Origin of the sequence: Clostridium sp. (genome assembly GCF_026168755.1) — a bacterium.
In the GTDB taxonomy this organism is placed as follows: Bacteria; Bacillota; Clostridia; order Clostridiales; family Clostridiaceae; genus Clostridium.
Genome location: NZ_JAPFDR010000023.1, coordinates 23,524 through 42,990 on the forward strand (window position 1 = coordinate 23,524; position 19,467 = coordinate 42,990).

Annotated in this window: 15 protein-coding genes and 1 tRNA gene; 14 read left to right on the forward strand and 2 right to left on the reverse strand. The window is 29.0% G+C overall.

The window, feature by feature from the left end; genetic code table 11:
* Window positions 1-107 precede the first annotated feature (107 nt).
* From guaA to ligA, 9 genes are all read left to right on the forward strand, one after another.
* The gene (gene guaA / locus Q0Y03_RS09615; protein WP_297713609.1) at window positions 108-1,649 is read left to right on the forward strand and encodes a glutamine-hydrolyzing GMP synthase; all 1,542 of its coding nucleotides are present in this window, start codon (window positions 108-110) and stop codon (window positions 1,647-1,649) included.
* 234 nt (window positions 1,650-1,883) lie between these two features.
* Window positions 1,884-2,708, forward strand: coding sequence for a M15 family metallopeptidase (locus Q0Y03_RS09620; protein WP_297713610.1), 825 nt, complete (start codon window positions 1,884-1,886; stop codon window positions 2,706-2,708).
* A 103-nt stretch (window positions 2,709-2,811) separates the two neighbouring features.
* Window positions 2,812-3,534, forward strand: a complete 723-nt coding sequence (locus Q0Y03_RS09625) for a DUF6241 domain-containing protein (protein WP_297713611.1) — start codon at window positions 2,812-2,814, stop codon at window positions 3,532-3,534.
* A gap of 83 nt (window positions 3,535-3,617) precedes the next feature.
* A complete protein-coding gene (locus Q0Y03_RS09630; protein ID WP_297713612.1) occupies window positions 3,618-4,970 on the forward strand; it encodes a glucose-6-phosphate isomerase in 1,353 nt (450 codons plus the stop codon).
* A gap of 12 nt (window positions 4,971-4,982) precedes the next feature.
* Window positions 4,983-5,426 carry a YaiI/YqxD family protein gene (locus Q0Y03_RS09635; RefSeq protein WP_294139025.1) on the forward strand — a complete coding sequence of 148 codons (444 nt, stop codon included), beginning with the start codon at window positions 4,983-4,985 and terminating at the stop codon, window positions 5,424-5,426.
* 151 nt (window positions 5,427-5,577) lie between these two features.
* On the forward strand, window positions 5,578-7,578 hold the full coding sequence (locus Q0Y03_RS09640) for a triple tyrosine motif-containing protein (protein ID WP_297713613.1): 2,001 nt from the start codon (window positions 5,578-5,580) through the stop codon (window positions 7,576-7,578).
* A 132-nt stretch (window positions 7,579-7,710) separates the two neighbouring features.
* On the forward strand, window positions 7,711-8,427 hold the full coding sequence (locus tag Q0Y03_RS09645) for a pseudouridine synthase (RefSeq protein ID WP_297713614.1): 717 nt from the start codon (window positions 7,711-7,713) through the stop codon (window positions 8,425-8,427).
* 425 nt (window positions 8,428-8,852) lie between these two features.
* Window positions 8,853-11,180 carry a DNA helicase PcrA gene (gene pcrA, locus Q0Y03_RS09650; protein ID WP_297713615.1) on the forward strand — a complete coding sequence of 776 codons (2,328 nt, stop codon included), beginning with the start codon at window positions 8,853-8,855 and terminating at the stop codon, window positions 11,178-11,180.
* A gap of 84 nt (window positions 11,181-11,264) precedes the next feature.
* Window positions 11,265-13,250 (forward strand): NAD-dependent DNA ligase LigA, encoded by a 1,986-nt coding sequence (gene ligA, locus Q0Y03_RS09655; RefSeq protein WP_297713616.1) that lies wholly within the window; start codon window positions 11,265-11,267, stop codon window positions 13,248-13,250.
* A 46-nt stretch (window positions 13,251-13,296) separates the two neighbouring features.
* On the opposite strand, the gene Q0Y03_RS09660 is transcribed toward ligA, so the two are convergent.
* Window positions 13,297-13,581 (reverse strand): hypothetical protein, encoded by a 285-nt coding sequence (locus Q0Y03_RS09660; RefSeq protein ID WP_297713617.1) that lies wholly within the window; start codon window positions 13,579-13,581, stop codon window positions 13,297-13,299.
* Window positions 13,582-13,798: 217 nt separating this feature from the next.
* Here Q0Y03_RS09660 and Q0Y03_RS09665 point away from each other — a divergent pair, with 217 nt between their 5' ends.
* Window positions 13,799-15,292, forward strand: coding sequence for an ABC transporter substrate-binding protein (locus tag Q0Y03_RS09665; protein ID WP_297713618.1), 1,494 nt, complete (start codon window positions 13,799-13,801; stop codon window positions 15,290-15,292).
* A 63-nt stretch (window positions 15,293-15,355) separates the two neighbouring features.
* Here Q0Y03_RS09665 and Q0Y03_RS09670 read toward each other — a convergent pair whose 3' ends face one another.
* A complete protein-coding gene (locus tag Q0Y03_RS09670) occupies window positions 15,356-17,002 on the reverse strand; it encodes a hypothetical protein (protein ID WP_297713619.1) in 1,647 nt (548 codons plus the stop codon).
* Window positions 17,003-17,125: 123 nt separating this feature from the next.
* Between Q0Y03_RS09670 and rph the strand changes: the two genes are divergently transcribed.
* The 4 genes from rph (at window position 17,126) to Q0Y03_RS09690 (ending at window position 19,406) form a co-directional block, all read left to right on the forward strand.
* Complete coding sequence (gene rph, locus Q0Y03_RS09675) at window positions 17,126-17,869, forward strand: ribonuclease PH (protein WP_291675924.1); 744 nt, start codon at window positions 17,126-17,128, stop codon at window positions 17,867-17,869.
* Window position 17,870: 1 nt separating this feature from the next.
* Window positions 17,871-18,473, forward strand: coding sequence for an XTP/dITP diphosphatase (locus Q0Y03_RS09680; RefSeq protein ID WP_297713620.1), 603 nt, complete (start codon window positions 17,871-17,873; stop codon window positions 18,471-18,473).
* Between the two features lie 276 nt (window positions 18,474-18,749).
* Window positions 18,750-19,235 carry a metallophosphoesterase gene (locus tag Q0Y03_RS09685; RefSeq protein ID WP_363318734.1) on the forward strand — a complete coding sequence of 162 codons (486 nt, stop codon included), beginning with the start codon at window positions 18,750-18,752 and terminating at the stop codon, window positions 19,233-19,235.
* A 95-nt stretch (window positions 19,236-19,330) separates the two neighbouring features.
* A tRNA-Pro gene (locus Q0Y03_RS09690) sits at window positions 19,331-19,406 on the forward strand.
* The last annotated feature ends 61 nt before the right edge of the window (window positions 19,407-19,467 follow it).

The window sequence follows — 19,467 nt, forward strand, 5'->3', positions numbered from 1 at the left end:
CCTTAACTATTATCTGTTATTTATAAATGGAGAAATATAATTCTATTTTTGTTGAAAAATGTATAATTTTACGAGATAATTAAAGAAAAAACATTAGGAGGATTCTAATGAATAAAGAATTAGTATTAGTACTTGACTTTGGTGGTCAATATAACCAGTTAATTGCAAGAAGAGTTAGAGAATGTAATGTATATTGTGAAGTTCATCCTTATAATTTAAGTGTTGAAAAGATAAAAGAAATGAATCCAAAGGGAATAATCTTCACTGGAGGACCGAACAGTGTATATGGTGAAAATTCTCCTTTATGTGATAAAGCAGTATTTGAATTAGGAATACCTGTACTTGGTATTTGCTATGGTTCACAACTTATGGCACATGTTCTTGGAGGAAGCGTTGCAACTGCTCCAGTAAGTGAATATGGTAAGACTGTAGTAAAAGTTGATAATGGATCAAAATTATTTGATGGTGTACATGAAACAACAATTTGTTGGATGAGTCATACAGATTACATAGAAAAATCTCCAGAAGGATTTAAAATAATAGGTAATACCCCAGTTTGTCCAGTAGCAGCTATGGAATGTGAAGAAAAGAATCTTTATGCAGTTCAATTCCATCCAGAGGTTATGCATACTGTAGAAGGAACTAAGATGTTATCAAACTTCGTTTATAACATTTGTAAATGTTCAGGAGACTGGAAGATGGATTCATTTGTTGAAAAGACAATTGAAGAAATAAGAGAAAAAGTAGGAAATGGTAGAGCGTTATGCGCATTATCAGGTGGAGTAGATTCATCTGTTGCTGCAGTACTTTTATCAAAAGCTATTGGTAAGCAATTAACTTGTGTATTTGTTGACCATGGTCTACTTAGAAAAAATGAAGGTGATGAAGTAGAAGCTATATTTGGGCCAGAAGGTCAATATGACTTAAACTTCATAAGAGTAAATGCTCAAGAAAGATTCTATGAAAAGTTAGCTGGAGTAGAAGATCCAGAAACTAAGAGAAAAATCATAGGTGAAGAATTTATAAGAGTATTTGAAGAAGAAGCTAAAAAAATTGGAGCAGTGGACTTCTTAGTTCAAGGTACAATTTATCCAGATATAATTGAAAGTGGATTAGGTGAATCTGCAGTTATTAAATCTCACCATAATGTTGGAGGGCTTCCTGACTACGTTGATTTTAAAGAAATAATAGAACCATTAAGATTATTATTTAAGGATGAAGTTAGAAAAGCAGGTTTAGAACTTGGAATTCCTGAAAAGTTAGTATACAGACAACCATTCCCAGGACCAGGACTTGGTATAAGAATAATTGGTGAGGTAACTGCTGAAAAAGTAAGAATAGTTCAAGATGCTGATGCAATTTACAGAGAAGAAATTGCTAATGCTGGATTAGATAAAACTATAGGACAATATTTTGCAGCCTTAACTAATATGAGATCAGTTGGAGTTATGGGTGATGAAAGAACTTATGATTATGCAATTGCTTTAAGGGCAGTAACTACAAGTGACTTTATGACAGCAGAATCAGCTGACCTTCCATGGGAAGTTCTTGGAAAAGTAACAACAAGAATAGTTAATGAAGTTAACGGGGTTAATAGAGTAATGTACGATTGTACAGGAAAACCACCAGCAACTATAGAATTCGAGTAAAATTTAAATTGCTACAAATGTGTATTTTTACACGTTTGTAGCAATTTTTTTGTTATGTAACTATAAAGATGCTATTATGCTTATATAGATAATGATTAATAAAAAGAAGAAAAGCTTTATTAATTAATTGGAAAAATATATATAAGATATTATAATAAAAGGTGAATGTTACTAGAAATAGTTATATATTTAAAGATATTGTATATAGTTATGAAGTTTGTTAAGGAGAATATTATGAATAATATTTTAAAAAAATTGAAGCTCTCATTAGTGATAGTAGGTATTGTAGTTGGAGTAGGAGTAGGATACTTAACTACTAATGGGGAAAGTAATATAGAAAATGATTATAATGATGAGAGTATAAATAATAGTAGTAGTGAAGTACTATTGTCAAGTTTAGATGAAAAAAGTTTAGAATATGAAGATATGGAAAGCGATTATAAGGAGTTAGAATATTTAGAGAGTATATTAAACAATCAGTACTTTGTTTTAATTAACAGGGATAATAGATTAGATAAAAGTTATGTTCCTATCAATTTGAAAAAATCTGAAGCAAAATTTTTAGAATATGTTCAGGATAATAATTTAGAAAGTGCTACATCAGCTGCGGCAAAAAAAATGTTTGATGCAGCAGCACAAGATGGTATTTCATTAATTGGGATCTCTGGATATAGAAGCTATAGCTTACAAAAGAAATTATATGAATCTAGAGTTAGGGAAAAGGGAGAAGAAAAAACACGTGCTTATACTGCAGAGCCAGGTGCTTCAGAGCATCAAAGTGGACTAGCTATAGATATTTTATGTAATGAGTATCAGACTTTAGATGAAGGTTTTGAAAATACAGATGCATTTAGATGGCTTACTGAAAATTGTTATAAGTATGGATTCATATTAAGGTATTTAAAGGGGAAGGAGGATATTACAGGATATAATTATGAACCGTGGCATTTTAGATATATTGGAAATGAAGAGGTAGCTGAAGATATAATGAATAGAGGATTAACTTTTGAGGAATATATAAATGAAGTGAAAAATAAAATTGATGAATTAAAAAAATAGAGCTAAAGTGAAAAAATATTAAAAATATGCTTTAAGTAACCATAGATGTAATATTATGGTATAATAATTACAAAACTAAGTGTAAATTGGGAGGGGTACATTTATGGGGAGAAGTGTTAAAGAAAGACTAAATGAAACTATTAAACGTGATAAACGAGAAATTAATGAAGAGGATAATAATATGGAATCAAAGGGAAATAAAGAAACAAATGTAGAGGATTTTATGAATAAAAAAATTAAAGAGATGATAGATGATGATGAGCAAAAGTCAAAAGAAGGCAATGAAAATGATGATTTTGAAGATGATTTCCAAGAAGAGTTTGAAGAAAAATCATCAAATGTAAAAAAAGTAATTGTAATTCTTTTAGTACTAATAATATCGCTTTCAACAATATTAGTATTATGGAGTAATGGCTATGAAATAGTTAATTTTGCATTTAATAAAGTTAGTGAAATTAATGAAGAAAAAAATTCAGAAAAGAAAAATGAAGTTGTAGAAAGTGAAGGTATTCCAGAAGCAACTATGGATTTAACTCAATGTTATCAGACCGTTCATCATATGGCTAATACTATAATAATAGCGGATGATGGGCAAATATGGGGTCAAAATGAGATTACTAGAGAAGCTGTTACTCAAATGGTTAATGAATCAAAAGGTAGAGATGACTATCTATCAGATGAATTAAAAAAATGGTTAGAATTAGACTTTTCAAATGGAGTTGAAGTTCATAATTATGTATGGGATAAACTTGATGGCAATATAGGAAAAGCTAAGGATTTAAATCAAGAAAAAATTCAACAAGTAATTAAATCTATGACGGAATAAATTATAGTTAAAATTGTTAGTATAAGAAAAATTGTGATATAATAAATATTGTTAAAAATCCCACATTATTTGGAGGTATGAAAATGAAAAATGGTTTAAGTTTAGATTTATCAAAAGTTCAACCATATGCATCTTTATTTGAATTAGATAAGATGGAAGGTATGGTTAAGTGGGCTCATGATACAATTCATGAAGGTACAGGAGCTGGTAACGACTTTTTAGGATGGGTTGACCTACCAGTTAATTATGACAAAGAAGAATTTGCAAGAATACAAGCTGCAGCTAAAAAAATTCAATCAAATTCAGATGTTTTAGTTGTTATAGGAATAGGTGGTTCATACCTTGGAGCAAGAGCTGCTATAGAAATGTTAACAAACAATTTCTATAATGTATTACCAAATAACAAGAGAAAGACTCCAAAGGTATTCTTCGTTGGAAATAATATAAGTTCAACATATATATCAGAGTTATTTGAAGCTATAGAAGGATTAGATGTATCTGTTAATGTTATATCTAAATCAGGTACTACAACTGAACCTGCAATAGCATTTAGATTATTCAAAGACTTCATGGAAAAGAAATATGGAGTTGAAGGAGCAAAAGAAAGAATATTTGCTACTACTGATAAAGAAAGAGGAGCATTAAAAGGTTTAGCAGATCAAATGGGTTATGAAACTTTTGTTGTTCCAGATAATGTTGGTGGAAGATTTTCTGTTTTAACAGCAGTTGGTTTATTACCAATCGCAGCAGCAGGAATAAATATTGAAGAAATGATGCAAGGAGCTGCTGATGCAAGAGAAATTTACGCTAATCCTTCATTAAAGGAAAATGCTTGTTATCAATATGCTGCTATGAGAAATGCTTTATATAATAAAGGTAAAGCAGTAGAAGTATTAGTTAACTATGAACCATCATTACACTATTTCAATGAATGGTGGAAACAATTATATGGAGAATCAGAAGGTAAGGATCAAAAGGGTATATTCCCAGCAGCAGTTGATTTCTCAACTGACTTACATTCAATGGGTCAATTCATTCAAGATGGTAATAGAATAATGTTTGAAACAGTTCTTAACGTAGAAAAGGCTGCTAAAGAAATAGTTATAGAAGCTTCTGAAAATGATGCAGATGGATTAAACTTCTTAGCAGGAAAGACTGTTGATTTCGTTAATAAGAAAGCATTCCAAGGAACTTTATTAGCTCATAATGACGGTGGAGTACCAAATATGGTATTAAATATTCCAGAGTTAAGCCCATACTACTTTGGACAATTAGTTTACTTCTTTGAAAAAGCTTGTGGAATAAGTGGATACTTATTAGGGGTAAATCCATTTGACCAACCAGGAGTTGAAGCTTACAAGAAAAATATGTTTGCTTTACTTGGTAAGCCAGGTTATGAAGAATTAAAAGCTGAATTAGAATCTAGATTAAAATAATTATTTTATAATATGAAGATTATAGTTGATGGAGATGCCTGTCCAGGTATCTCCATTATTACAAATATAGCAAAGAAGTATGAGCTAGAAGTTATAATTTATTGTGATATTAATCATTACATAACAGTAAATTATGGAGAAGTTAGAGTTGTTGATAGTGGATTTCAAAGTGTTGATATGAAGGTAGTAAATGAATGTAGTAATGGTGATATTATAGTTTCTCAAGATTATGGTGTTGCTGCTATTTGTTTAGGTAAGAAAGCTAATGTAATTAGTCCTAAGGGATATATTTACACAAATGAAAATATTGGAGCTATGTTAGAGCAAAGGCATTTATCTCAAAAGATAAGACGAGGTGGAGGAAAAACTCCTAATGCTAAAAAAAGAACTATAGAAGATGATAATAGATTACAAAATAATTTATTATATTTAATAAAAGATAAAAATATAGAATAAGCTGTAGAAATATATCTATAGTTTGTTCTTTTTTTTATATATATTAGACAAATTTCAGTTTTTATTTTAAAAAGGAAATAGTATAATTGAAATAGAAAAATATGTAAACTGTAGTGGTTTAATCATATACGAAATGGTGAGGTGGAGATAAATGAAAGAGGTTTTAATTGATTTTGACAATAAAAGCCCTGCTGACTTAAATAAAAATATAAATATTGCAGCATTTTTAACAGAAAACGATGATGTTGAATATAAGTTTATGGAAGGAATTGAGGGGATATGGAAGCCTATACAAGACTTTTCAAAAAGCAATATTTGTACGTGGAAACCTACTAAACCAGGTAAGTATATGATAATGGTTCAAGGAAAATCAACTAATTGTAAAAATGCATATGACTATCTTGGTAGATCAGAATATGAAATAGTAGAAAATTCAAAATTAATCAATAAAGTTGAAATAGATAAAAATAAAATAAATGTAGGGGAAAAATTACACATTAGTGTTAGTTCTAACGAAGAACTAGTGTTATACAGGTTTTGGATAAAGGGAAAAAAAGATTGGGAAATTTTAAGAGATTATACTACGGAAAATGAATTTGTTTTTACAGCTACAAATCCAGGTAAGATGGAAGTATTAATAGAATGTAAAAATGTACAATCTGAAAGAAATGTTGATGATTTTACAACTGTAAAGTTTGAAGTTAAGGATTTAGAAGAGATCGAAATAACAAACTTTCTATGTTTAACTCAAAATATGTTGGTTAATGAAGAGTTAATTTTTAAGGTTGAAGCTAATTATGAAAAAAATAGACCTTTATTATATAAATTTTTAAAGATAAATAAAGAAGGACGAGTTACTTGTATTCAAGATTTTTCTTCTAAGAGTATGGTTACTTTTAAGGAAAAATTGCCAGGTGAATATAAGTTATTATGTCATGTAAGAGATATGTTCTCAACAAATTCTTTTGATGATAGAGCTGTTATTGTTTATAATGTAGAGCCATATAATGAGGTTAAGATTAGATCATTTAAAAGTGATATTAAATCACCACAATCAGTTGGAACAGAAGTGAATTTATTAGCTTTAGTAGATGGAGGAAGAGAATTATTATATAGATATATTATAGAAGGTCCTGTTTCTGAAGATAGTGGATATATAAGAGGAAATGAGTTTATATGGGAGCCTAGAGATGAAGGTAAATATAAAATAACTCTTAAAGTTAAAGATATTTCATTTGGAGGAGATCATGAGGATATAACATCTATTCAATATGAAGTTTATAATAAAGGGGAAAAGCCTGTTAGAATAGTTGATGTTAAATGTGATAAAGGGAAAAGATGTATAGTAGGTGAATCTGTAAATATTAAAGTTAAAGCTGATGGTGGAATTAAACCTATATATAAGTTTACCATATATAAAAATGGGATTGAAAAAGAGAGTGCAGATTATGCGACAAACAATTGGATTAACTTTATACCAGAAGAAGTTGGGGAGTATGAAGTTGATATTAGATTAAAAGATGAATTTTCTTCAAAAGATTATGATGCATCAACATCTTTATTTATTGAAGTAAAAGATTATATAGCAGCAGATATTGATTATATTTTATTAAATAGCAAAGAAACCTATTTAGTAGGAGATATAATTAATATTGAGGCAATTATTAAAAACACAAAAAGCGTTTTAACTAAATTTGTAACAAAAATAAACGGATATGAAGTAGAAAACACTGAATTTATAGATGAAAAAGCAATAAAGATAAAACCTAAATGTCCAGGAAAATATACTTTTGTAATATACGCAAAGAATATAAAGTCTACTGAAGAATATGATAGCAAAAAGGAAGTTTCTATTTATGTTCATGAGGTTGTACCTGTAAATTCAACAAAATTACAGCTGTCATCTAATGATTTAAAGATAGGAAAAGAAGTTACTTTTGAAGCAATATCAAAAGGTGGAAAAGAAGTATGTTACGAATTTTATATTATGATAAATGGTGAATGGGTTTTATCACAAGGATATAGTAGGAAAAATTATTATACATTTATTCCGTTTAAGAGTGGTAAGTATAGAGTACTAGTTTTAGATAAAAGTTTTCACAAAGATGTTCCATATGAAGATTATGATACTATCGAGTTTGAAGTTATATAGTTCCAAAAAATGTATGCACCTCCGGGGAACATCCAGTATATGGATGTATTCTAGAGGTTGTACTTTTAAATTCTTGCAATTGGGGGATATTAATAATAGAATAAGCTATATAATAGTTTTACGAGGTGTTTTATGGAAAGACTAGATAAGGTACTATCTAATTTAGGTTATGGTACAAGAAAAGAACTTAAGAAAATTTGCAGGAGTGGATTAGTTGAGGTTAATGGGGAAGTAGCTAAGGATAGTGGAATGCAAGTAGATCCTGAAAATGATAAAATTGTAATTAATGGAGAAGAAATTTTCTATAGAAAGTTTATTTATTTAATGATGAATAAGCCTGATGGAGTAGTATCTGCTACTTATGATAATAGAGATGAAACGGTGATTGACTTGTTAGAGGTTGAGCATCAAGTATTTGAACCATTCCCAGTAGGAAGATTAGACAAGGATACAGTAGGATTGTTATTATTAACAAATGATGGTGAACTGAATCATAGATTAATATCTCCAAAGTGGAAGGTTGATAAGGTTTATTATGCTAAGATAAATAAGAAAGTTACTGATGAAGATATAAGTAAATTTAAGGCTGGAATAACATTAGATGATGGATATCTTTGTAAGGAAGCAAAACTAGAAGTATTAAGTGCTACTGATGACGGATCAGAAGTTATGATTACAATTCAAGAAGGTAAATTCCATCAAGTTAAGAGGATGTTTGAGGCTGTAGGTAAAAAGGTTACGTACTTAAAGAGAACTGAGTTTGGTACATTGCCATTGGATGAAGATTTAGAAGAAGGCGAATATAGAGAACTTACTGATGAAGAATTGGCTATATTAAAGAGTTTTTAACGAAAGAAAACGAAAAATGATAGTAAAACATTCATATGTATAAAATTTAGCAAGATATTTTTCAAAAATACCTTGCAATATAAAATTTTCTTTACTATAATATTAATGCAAGGATAAATAAAAGGAATTAAATAGCCCCCTTTTTATTTATTGCTTATTGCTGAAGCGCAACCTAGCCCCAAGGGTTGCGTTTTTTTGCGTCCAAAAATAAAATTGGTAAATGATTTCATTTTGAGATTTTATTTATTTTATTAAAAATATTAATTAAATAAGATTTATTATATCATCCTTTATATAATAGGTTTTTTAAATTTAATTAATTATGGTAATAATATATACTAACTATGTTATAATAATTTTTATATAGATTGTATGTTCGATTAAAAAAGATAATTTAGTCGTGAAAATGAAGGGAGGATGTTCTTTTGGATTTAAAATCTTTACTTAATAAAGAACAATATGAAGGTGCGATAACTGTAGAGGGACCCGTACTTATTTTAGCAGGGGCAGGTTCAGGTAAAACTAGAGTTTTAACACATAGAATGGCTCATATGATAGAAGATTTAAATATTTTTCCTTATAAAATATTAGCAATAACATTTACTAATAAAGCTGCTAAAGAAATGCAAGAAAGGGTGCAGGCACTTATAGGGGATAAGGCTAATGATATGTGGATATCTACATTTCACTCAACTTGTGTAAGAATACTAAGAAGAGAAATTGAAAAGCTTGGATATAAGAAGAACTTTACTATATATGATGGAACTGATCAAAAGACACTTATAAAAGAGTGTATAAAAACTCTTAATATAAATGACAAGGAAATAACTGAACAAGAAATAATGGGTAAGATAAGCAAGGCAAAAGATAATATGCAAAGTGCAGATGCTTACTATAGAGAACACGAATCTAACTTCAGAGAAAAGAAAATTGCTGAAGTTTATAGAATGTATCAAAAAAGATTAAAAGAAAATAATGCTTTAGATTTTGATGATTTAATTTGTAAGACAGTAGAATTATTTAAAAAGAATTCAGAAACATTAGAATTTTATCAAAGAAAATTCCAATATATTATGGTAGATGAGTATCAAGATACTAATGGGGCTCAATATGAACTTGTAACTCTACTTGCAGCAAAGCATAGAAATATTTGCGTGGTAGGGGATGATGATCAATGTATTTATGAGTGGCGTGGTGCAGATATAAAAAATATACTTGGATTTGAAAAGGACTATCCAGAGGCTAAGGTTATAAAATTAGAGCAAAACTATCGTTCAAAAGGAAATATATTAGATGCAGCTAATGTAGTTATAGTTAATAATTCTACAAGAAAAAGTAAGGTTCTGAGAACTGAACAAGATGCAGGTAGTAAGGTAAAAATATACAGAGCATATTCTGATGGAGATGAAGGTACATTTGTAGCTAATCAAATAGAAAAAATAAAGAAAGAGCAAAATAAGCAATATAAAGATTTTGCTATACTTTACAGAACTAATGCTCAATCACGTATATTTGAAGAAAGTTTAAGAAGATCAGCAATAGCTTATAAAATTGTTGGTGGAACTAAGTTCTATGATAGAAAAGAAATTAAAGATATGTTAAGTTATTTAAAAGTTCTAGTTAATCCTTCTGATAGTATAGCTTTAAGAAGAATAATAAATGTTCCTAAGAGAGGAATTGGAGATGCAACTATACAAAAGGTTTTAGATTTTGCTGAAAGTTATGAGTTACCTTTATGGGATGCATTATCAGAAGTTAGAACTATTCCAACATTAACAGCTAGAAATTGTGTTGGAATCGAGAAATTTATGGAGCTTATGGAAAATCTAATGGTGATTTCTGAAACTGTACCAGTATCACATTTAATTGAGACAATTTTAGAAGATACAGGGTATATTAAAGAACTTGAAGCTTCAAAACAAATTGAAGATAAGAGTAGAATAGAAAACTTAAAGGAACTTGTATCTGATGCAGTGGATTTTGAGAAAAATTATGAAAAAGAAAAGGCAACAGGCTCAAGTGAATTTGATATAAATAAGACACAATTAGAAGCTTACTTAGAGAAAGTTTCTCTTGTTCAAGATACAGATAAACTTGAAGATGAAGAAGATGAAAATGGTAGCGTTATTTTAATGACCATTCATAGTGCAAAAGGATTAGAGTTCCCAGTAGTGTTTATGGTAGGTATGGAAAATGGAATATTCCCAGGTCAAGCATCATTTAATAGTGATGCTGAGATGGAAGAGTCTAGAAGACTTTGTTATGTTGGTATAACTAGAGCAAAGGAAACCTTATTTATGACTTCTGCTGAAGTTAGAAGAGTATTTGGTAGAACGGTAGCATATCCACAATCAGATTTTATTTCTGAAATTAAGCCAGAACTTAGAGAATACGTTACAATTACTGGTGATAGCAAAGATGTAACGACAGCCTCAGGTGCTGGAACAGTAAATGGTAGATTTAAACCATCTTATAGCAATCCTCATAGTTTAAGAAGCAATTATGGAACTTTTGAGAATAGGAACTTTGGTGGAGGAAATAACTCAACTTTAATATCAAATAAAACTTCATCAACATCTACAATGACTGATTCAGAAGCTACTATTGGAAGAAAAGTTAAACATGATAAATTTGGTGAGGGAACAATAATTACAGTAGCAGATGTAAATGGAGATAAAAAATTAACAATAGCATTTAATCAACAAGGAGTAAAAATGCTAATGTTATCAATGGCAAAACTAGAGATTTTATAAGAGGTATAAGTGACAAGGGGTAGGCGTAAGATGAAACTCTTAGCTTACCACTTTTAATTTATCGATGAAGAAAGGAAGAGTTGAATGGATAAGAAGATTCGTGTAGAGGAATTAGTTGAACTTTTAAATAAATATGCCTATGAATACTATTCTTTAGATAATCCATCGGTATCTGATAAAGAATATGATAGCAAGTATGATGAATTAAAAGCTTTAGAAGAGGAGACAGGATATGTATTGCCTTATTCACCAACGCAAAGAGTTGGGGATGTAGTTCTTCAAGGATTTAATAAATATACTCATAAAGCAAGACTTTGGAGTTTAGATAAGGCCCAAAGCTTTGATGAAATAAAAGAATGGCATAATAGGAATGTTAAATTTGTAAATGAAATGAATTCTAGAGGTGAAAACTTACCTAATCTTAGATATGTTATAACAAAGAAGTTTGATGGATTAACTATTAACTTAACATATGATGAAAGTGGAGTTCTTCAAACTGCTGCAACAAGAGGAAATGGTGAAACAGGAGAAGAAGTAACTGCTCAAGTTAAGACTATAAAGGAAATTCCTTTAAAGACTTCAACTGGTGATTTATTTGAAGTTCATGGTGAAGCAATAATGACTGTTGAAGCATTTGATAAATATAACTCTACATCAGAAACACCACTTAAAAACTTAAGAAATGGTGCTGCTGGGGCTTTAAGAAATTTAAATGTTAAGGAAACAGCTAGAAGAGGACTTTCAGCATTTTTCTATGATATAGGATATAAAGAAGAACAAAACTTTAAAACTTATGAAGAAATGCTTAACTTCATAAAAGAAAGAGGTCTTCCAATGGATGACTATATAAGATATGCAACTACTTTAGAAGAGGTAGAAAAATATATAACTGAAATCAAAGATATGAGATTTGATTTAAATTATGATATTGATGGAGTTGTTGTTGCCATAGATGATATAAGAACTAGAGAGCTTTTAGGATATACAGTTAAATTCCCTAAATGGGCAATTGCATTTAAGTTTGAAGCTCAAGAGGCTACAACTAAACTTTTAGATGTTGAATGGAATGTTGGTAGAAGTGGTAGAGTTGGTCCTACAGCAATACTTGAGCCAGTTGAGCTTGCTGGAGTTACAGTTAAGAGAGCAACCCTTAATAATATGGATGATATTAAAAGAAAAGGTGTAATGATAGGTGCAGATGTATTTATTAGAAGATCTAATGATGTTATTCCAGAAATAATGGGAGTTGTTGAATCAAGTTTAGAAAATGCTAAGGAAATTAAGGTTCCAGAAACTTGTCCAGCTTGTGGAAGTCATTTAGTTTTAGATGGAGCTCACTATTTCTGTGAAAATACATTATCATGTAAACCTCAAATGGTAAAAAGTATTGTTCATTTTGCTTGTAGAGATGCTATGAATATTGAGGGATTTTCGGAAAAGACAGCGGAGCAATTATTTGAAAAACTTGATATAAGATCAATTGCAGATTTATATAAGTTAGATTATGAAAAATTATTAACTTTAGATAAATTTGGACCAAAGAAAGCTCAAAATCTATTAGATGCAGTAGAAAGAAGTAAAACGCCTGAATTATATAGATTTATATATGCATTAGGTATTCCTAATGTTGGTGTTAAAACTGCTAAAGATTTAGTTAATAAATTTAAATCAATAGAAGGGTTAAAGAGTGCTACATTTGATGAACTAGTATCTGTTCAAGATGTTGGTGATATAGTAGCTAAATGTGTTTTAGAGTTCTTTCAAGAGGAAAAAGTATTAGCGACTATAGATGAGCTTTTAAACCTTGGAGTGAATCCTTCATTTGAAGAGCAAGTTATAGTAGAAAGTTCGTTTAATGGTAAAACTGTAGTTGTTACAGGAACTTTACAAAACTATTCTAGAGGTGATATAAAAGCTAAATTAGAAGCTTTAGGTGCGAAAGTTTCAGGAAGTGTAAGTAAGAAAACAGATTATGTTATAGCTGGAGAAGAAGCAGGCTCTAAATTAACAAAAGCACAAGATTTAGGAATTACTGTGTTATCAGAAGAGGAATTTGAAAAAATGATTTAATAAATTAAAAAGCGGTTACAAATAAGAGCTATTTGTAACTGCTTTTTTAATTTATATTATCATCAAATTTTATAATATTATCGTCTTCATTAGCTGTTAAATCTTCCATTAAAAAATTTGTATCTAAAGGAGTTTCATCTTTAGTTGCTACTTTTTCAAGTGATGAAATACTTTTATGTATTTTTTCAAGTAAAAAAGTTTGGATTCGTTGATTCTTAGCCATTTTAAGAAAAGCTATGAAAGACCATATTCCAATAAACATAAAGCAAATCATAAAAATAATAGCTACTGATTGGAAAATTATTTGAACTACTTGTAGTGCAGTTGTCATATATTAGTACCTCCATAATTTTATAAAAGGGAACTCATCTTTTTTATTGGATGAGCAAAGTTTTATTTACAAAATATAAAATTTTGAATCTTACTTAAAAGATTATATCATAAATTGGAAATAATGCTATAAAAATATTAACTTATAATTTAAAAGATTAATTCTCATTAATTATGTCTATAATTATAAAGAAAGTATATAGAAAGGAGAAATAAGTTTGAAAAAAATAATATTAACTATTTCTATTTCAATTATAACTATAATTATTTTATTAAGCTTTATAGATACAACACCACAACAAGTTTCAAATAATACAGCTGATATTGTGTATTCAATAAATAGCATACCAACAAATTTAAAATCTATAGGTGATTTAGATAAAAGGCAACAAGATATAGTTTGTGCTACTAGTAAAGGATTAGTAGAGATTGATTCAGAGGGGAATATACAACCGGCATTAGCAGAAAGTTATGAAATAAATGATGATGGATTAGAATATGTTTTTAAAATAAGAAATGACGCATATTGGAGTAATGGTGATAAGATAACACCAGAAGACATTGTTTCATTTTTTAGAGAAGTAATTACAGAGGATAATGAAATATCAGCATTATTAAATGTTTATGGAGTAAAAGATTATTTAGAAAGTGATAAAAGTTTCAGTGAAGCTGTTGCAATTACTTCTGATGAAAACAGTATAAAAATAAGATTAAATTCTAAAGATGATGGATTTATAGAAGAGCTAACAAAGCCACAGTATAGGTTAAGAAAAGACGTTTTGTTTTGGGAGGATATAGCTTTAAATTATAAGGATATACCTTATTCGGGAGATTATTGTATTGATAGCATAAGTGAAACAGAGGTTATACTAAAAAGAAGTGATAAAGCTAGTGTAGAATTAGCTCAAACAATACATTTAGTTAAGGATGAAAGTGAGGATTTAGCATTAGCAGCTTTTGAGATAGGAAGTAGAGATATTGTAATTAATCCTCCTAAAAGCCAATTAGAAAGGTTGAAAACAGAGGGAAAGCTAATAGAATCTCCATCAAATGAAGCATTATATTTAGCCTTTAATGTAAATAATTCTAACTTCTCTAATGAAGTTAAAAATGAAATTTATAGGTTAGTGAATGAAGCTATAGAAGAATATCAAAATCAAAACAATATATTAGTTGAGTTAGCAGAATGTAGTTATTTTAGAGAGGACAAAGAGGATATAACTAAACTTCAAAGTAGAAATGTTATGGTTAATACTGAAAAAGAAATAACTATGCCATCCAAGATTGTATTAGTAGCCCAAGAAAGTCTTGAAAATAAAGATATAACTAGTTATATAACTAATTGGTTTAAAAACAATACTGAGACTTCAATTGTAGTTAATTTATTATCTGAGGATGATATGAATCTAATTAGTGAAAAAAATTATTATGATATTGCCTTAGTTAATGTTTATGCAAAATTAGATGATGATGAACAACTTTTAAATACTATTTCTAGTTTTATTCCAAAAGATCAAAGAGAAATGATAAATAATTCAAACTCAAAAGCTGAGAAGGAAGAATTATTTTCACAAATAGAAGAAGATTTATTTAATAATTATAGAATATTACCGCTATTATTTTATAATAATACAATAGCTGTAGATAGTAATGTTGATAGCAACATATTAGATGGAAATGGAAATATAGATTTTAAAAGTATAAAACAATAAAAAGAATGATTAAGGAATACTATTTTTATTCCTTAATCATTCTTTTTTGAATTACAATAATAATTAAATTTTAGTTGTTTGTTCATTATTTTCATCAGATTTATTTAAGGTGGTTGGTTGTATTTCTATAGGATTTTCATCAACTATCATATCAACGGGAACAGTATGAATTACCTCTGTTGAAGTATTAACTTGAGTTTCTATAATTTTTGCAGTTCCAGTATTTGCATCAGGAGATACTACATCAGTGTTAATAGATTCTTCTTGTGATTTTCTAACTTCAGTGGTTGAAAGGGTATTATCTTCTAGTAATCCTAATTCATCCATATATTCATCCTTAAAAAGATGAATAAGTAAAAAGAAGTTTAAGAAATTTCTATAGCTGTCGAATGTATTTTTACTAATAGAAAATGAATCTTTACGTTTATTGTAAGTTATATATTTATTGAATATTGGAGCAATCCCAGTACTATCAGGGGTTGGTATATTAGGCATTCTAAAATAACTTTCATCAACCATATCATTAGAATTTAAAGTAAAACCACGATATCTTTCATAATCATCTAAAGTTGGAGCTTCTGGCCAACTTGTTATTAGACCAGAGTTAATAATAAATTTCTTATATACAGTAGATATCATAGTTCGATATTCATTAGAATTGTTAATTATATTTTGGTAAATAATAAAAGCAAGAATATAAAATGTAATATCAAAGCATGAATATTTAATTTCTTTTTTTGAAGAAAGTTTATAAAAAGCTCCCTTATCCTCATCATATAATGTATATAGCCTATTTATAATTTCTGTTGTTTTCTCTGAGAATGTCAGTATTTTTGTATGTTTATAAGATAAAGTTAGAACTATAGAACATAAGGAAGCTGTATCTAATGAATCAATATAATAATCTTTTTCATCAAATTTACACATAGCATAATCAGTAAGATCTATAATTAAATCTTTCAACTCATCATTATTATAATTATAGCTATAAAGAACATTTAGTGATAATAAAACCTTGCAGACTTCATCTAATGAACAATCATAGATTTGATCTTTAAAATCACAGAACATCTTTAAAATTTGTTCTGAAAATTCCTTATATAAATCAGAAGATTCATCATTAGGATTTTTTATAGAGTATAAGTAATATGCAATCATCATGAATGCCTGATCAGAAAACTTGAATTTTTTATCTTTATCAACTAGGTTGAAATTTTTAGAATTATTTTCTAATATGTTTTTCTTATCTACAAATACACCTTCTCTATTTCTTAAATGTGTTGAGTAAAAGTCAAGTTGGTCTTTTGCCAAGTTTTTGTATATTTCATTGATTGAATAAATACTTTTGTCTATATTTTCAAAGCCTCTATAGTAATCTAATAATTCTAATAAGCATAATGACATTAATGCATTAGTACTTGGGTTGATTTCTTTTTTAAAAGTTTCTTCATCAAATCCGTTTGAGTTTTTACTATGAATAAATGTTGGAGAAGCCTTTCTATACACACATAATAGTGGAGAAAAGTTACTATTTGTGGTAATATCAATTGGGGAAGATAATTTATTATACTTTTTTATTTGAGAGACTAAACCGCATCTAGAGTTTAGTACAATAGTTTTTACTGCTTCTTTAGATAAATAAAAAAGTTGTCCGTTAATTTCCTTTTCAGAAAGGCTATTCATTCTAAAAAATGGCCCAATATATCTCAAATTTTTCACCTCTTAATTAATTCTTATATTAATATTATGAGTAGAGTGAGAATTTGTTGCATTATTTTTTTAAAAAGGAGAAATTTATATATATAAGCAATTATTAAAATGGAGGAGTTATAAATGAGAAGTGACGGAAGAAAGAATGACCAGGTTAGACATGCAAAGATAACTAGAAATTATATAAAACATGCAGAGGGATCAGTTTTAATTGAAGTTGGTGATACTAAGGTAATTTGTACTGCATCAATAGAAGAGAAGGTTCCTCCCTTTTTAAAAGGTACAGGAGAAGGATGGATAACAGCAGAATATAATATGCTTCCTCGTTCTACTGCAACAAGAAAGCCTAGGGATATAGCAAGATTAAAAGTTGATGGTAGAACTATGGAAATACAAAGATTGATAGGTAGAGCATTAAGATCTGTTGTAGATTTAAAGGCATTAGGAGAAAAGACTATTTGGATAGATTGTGATGTAATTCAAGCCGATGGTGGAACAAGAACTACTTCTATTTGTGGTGCATTTGTTGCTTTAGTTGATGCTATGAATAAGCTTCATAGACATAAGCCGTTTAAGGTATATCCTATTAGAAAGTTTTTATGTGCAACAAGTGTAGGTATCGTTGGAGATGAAAAATTACTAGATTTATGTTATGAAGAAGATTCAACTGCAAGGGTTGATATGAATGTTATTGGAACAGATGAAGGTGAATTTGTAGAAATTCAAGGTACAGGAGAAGAAGCACCATTTAATAGAAAAGAATTAAATGAGCTATTGGATTTAGCTGAAAAGGGTATAAAACAAATGATTCAATTACAAAAGGAATGTTTAAAAATGGATTCTTTATGGATTGGAACGGGAGAGTAGTATGAAAAGAATAATTTTAGCTAGTAATAATTTAAAGAAAATAAAAGAAATAAAAGAAATACTTAAGGGATTTCCTTTTGAAGTCTATTCATTAAAGGATATGGATATTGATATAGAAGTTGAAGAAGATGGTTTGACTTTCGAAGAAAATGCAAAAAAGAAAGCAGTGGAAATACATCAATATTTAGTAAATAAGGGTGAAAGTAATTTTATAGTTTTATCAGATGATTCTGGGTTAGAAGTAGATTGTTTAAATGGGGAACCAGGAGTATATTCAGCTAGATATGCTGGTGAACATGGTAATGATTATAAAAATAATCTTAAACTATTACAAGAAATGAAAGATTTTAAGGGTGATGAGAGAAGTGCTAGATTCGTTTGTGTAATAGCAGTAGTATTTGAAGATGGTAGTGTTAAAACTGTAAGAGGTGAAGTTGAAGGTACTATTATAGAGGAGCTAAAAACAGAAGGTGGATTTGGATACGATCCATTATTCTTCTATAAAGGATTCAATAAAACATTTGGAGAAGCAACACCAGAAGAAAAGAATGCAATATCTCATAGAGGAAATGCTCTTAAAAAACTTAAAGATATACTAATTTAATATTGTTCGGCATGTGGAAGCGAAAAAATGAAATATTTATTTTACGGGAACTGTGAAATTTTCGCCTAGAATTTATATAATTGATTACGTAAAGTTGGCTAAAGTTTTTAAACTCGCGGTTAGCTCAAACAGTAAAAACTTCTTAACGCCAACTTTATTCCATCAATTATTAAATTCTTAACGAAAATTACACAATTCATGGAGATAATATCATTAATTTTCGTTATCACCGCATTCGAGCTCTAATGAACAATTTAGATAATTTATAGTGAAGGGATGATTATAGTGCTTATTGCAGTGATAAGTGATTCTCATGGTAATAGAAGTAGTATAAGTAAGATAAAGAAGAAAATAAGTGATGCAGAAGTGCTTATTTTTTTAGGGGATGGGGAAAATGATTTAAATGAAATTACAGAAGAATTTCATGGAGAAGTATACGCTGTTAGGGGGAATTGCGATTTTAATGGTAAATATCCAGAAGAAAGAATAATAGAAATTAAAGGTAAGAAAATATTTATGTGTCATGGACATAAATATGGTGTTAAATATGGATATAATTCTATTTATTATAAAGGAAAAGAGAGTGGTGCAGATATAGTGTTATTTGGGCATTCTCATTTACCTATTATTGAGGAGTATGATGGATTAATATTGATGAATCCAGGAAGTATTTCACATGGAATGGGTAAGATTGATAAGACTTTAGGATATATTGAATTAGATGATGATAAAAAACCAATAATATATATAAAAGAGGTATAAAATAAAAATATAAAAAAATAAAAAAAGGTATTGACGGATTAAAAATCATCATGTAGAATAATCATTGTCGCTGCGAGATGTAGCAATATGATTACCGGGGTGTGGCGCAGATGGGAGCGCGCGTGGTTTGGGACCATGAGGTCGCAGGTTCGATCCCTGTCACCCCGACCAACTTAGTTAAATTAGACTTGACTTTTATAAGTAAATCTGATTAACTAAATAAGTAACATGC

Excerpts from the sequence above, each read along its gene's own strand:
- guaA (WP_297713609.1), top strand. The coding sequence starts at position 108 with ATGAATAAAGAATTAGTATTAGTACTTGACTTTGGTGGTCAATATAAC.
- Q0Y03_RS09620 (WP_297713610.1), top strand. The coding sequence starts at position 1,884 with ATGAATAATATTTTAAAAAAATTGAAGCTCTCATTAGTGATAGTAGGT.
- Q0Y03_RS09625 (WP_297713611.1), top strand. The coding sequence starts at position 2,812 with ATGGGGAGAAGTGTTAAAGAAAGACTAAATGAAACTATTAAACGTGAT.
- Q0Y03_RS09630 (WP_297713612.1), top strand. The coding sequence starts at position 3,618 with ATGAAAAATGGTTTAAGTTTAGATTTATCAAAAGTTCAACCATATGCA.
- Q0Y03_RS09635 (WP_294139025.1), top strand. The coding sequence starts at position 4,983 with ATGAAGATTATAGTTGATGGAGATGCCTGTCCAGGTATCTCCATTATT.
- Q0Y03_RS09640 (WP_297713613.1), top strand. The coding sequence starts at position 5,578 with ATGAAAGAGGTTTTAATTGATTTTGACAATAAAAGCCCTGCTGACTTA.
- Q0Y03_RS09645 (WP_297713614.1), top strand. The coding sequence starts at position 7,711 with ATGGAAAGACTAGATAAGGTACTATCTAATTTAGGTTATGGTACAAGA.
- ligA (WP_297713616.1), top strand. The coding sequence starts at position 11,265 with ATGGATAAGAAGATTCGTGTAGAGGAATTAGTTGAACTTTTAAATAAA.
- Q0Y03_RS09660 (WP_297713617.1), bottom strand. The coding sequence starts at position 13,581 with ATGACAACTGCACTACAAGTAGTTCAAATAATTTTCCAATCAGTAGCT.
- rph (WP_291675924.1), top strand. The coding sequence starts at position 17,126 with ATGAGAAGTGACGGAAGAAAGAATGACCAGGTTAGACATGCAAAGATA.
- Q0Y03_RS09680 (WP_297713620.1), top strand. The coding sequence starts at position 17,871 with ATGAAAAGAATAATTTTAGCTAGTAATAATTTAAAGAAAATAAAAGAA.
- Q0Y03_RS09685 (WP_363318734.1), top strand. The coding sequence starts at position 18,750 with ATGATTATAGTGCTTATTGCAGTGATAAGTGATTCTCATGGTAATAGA.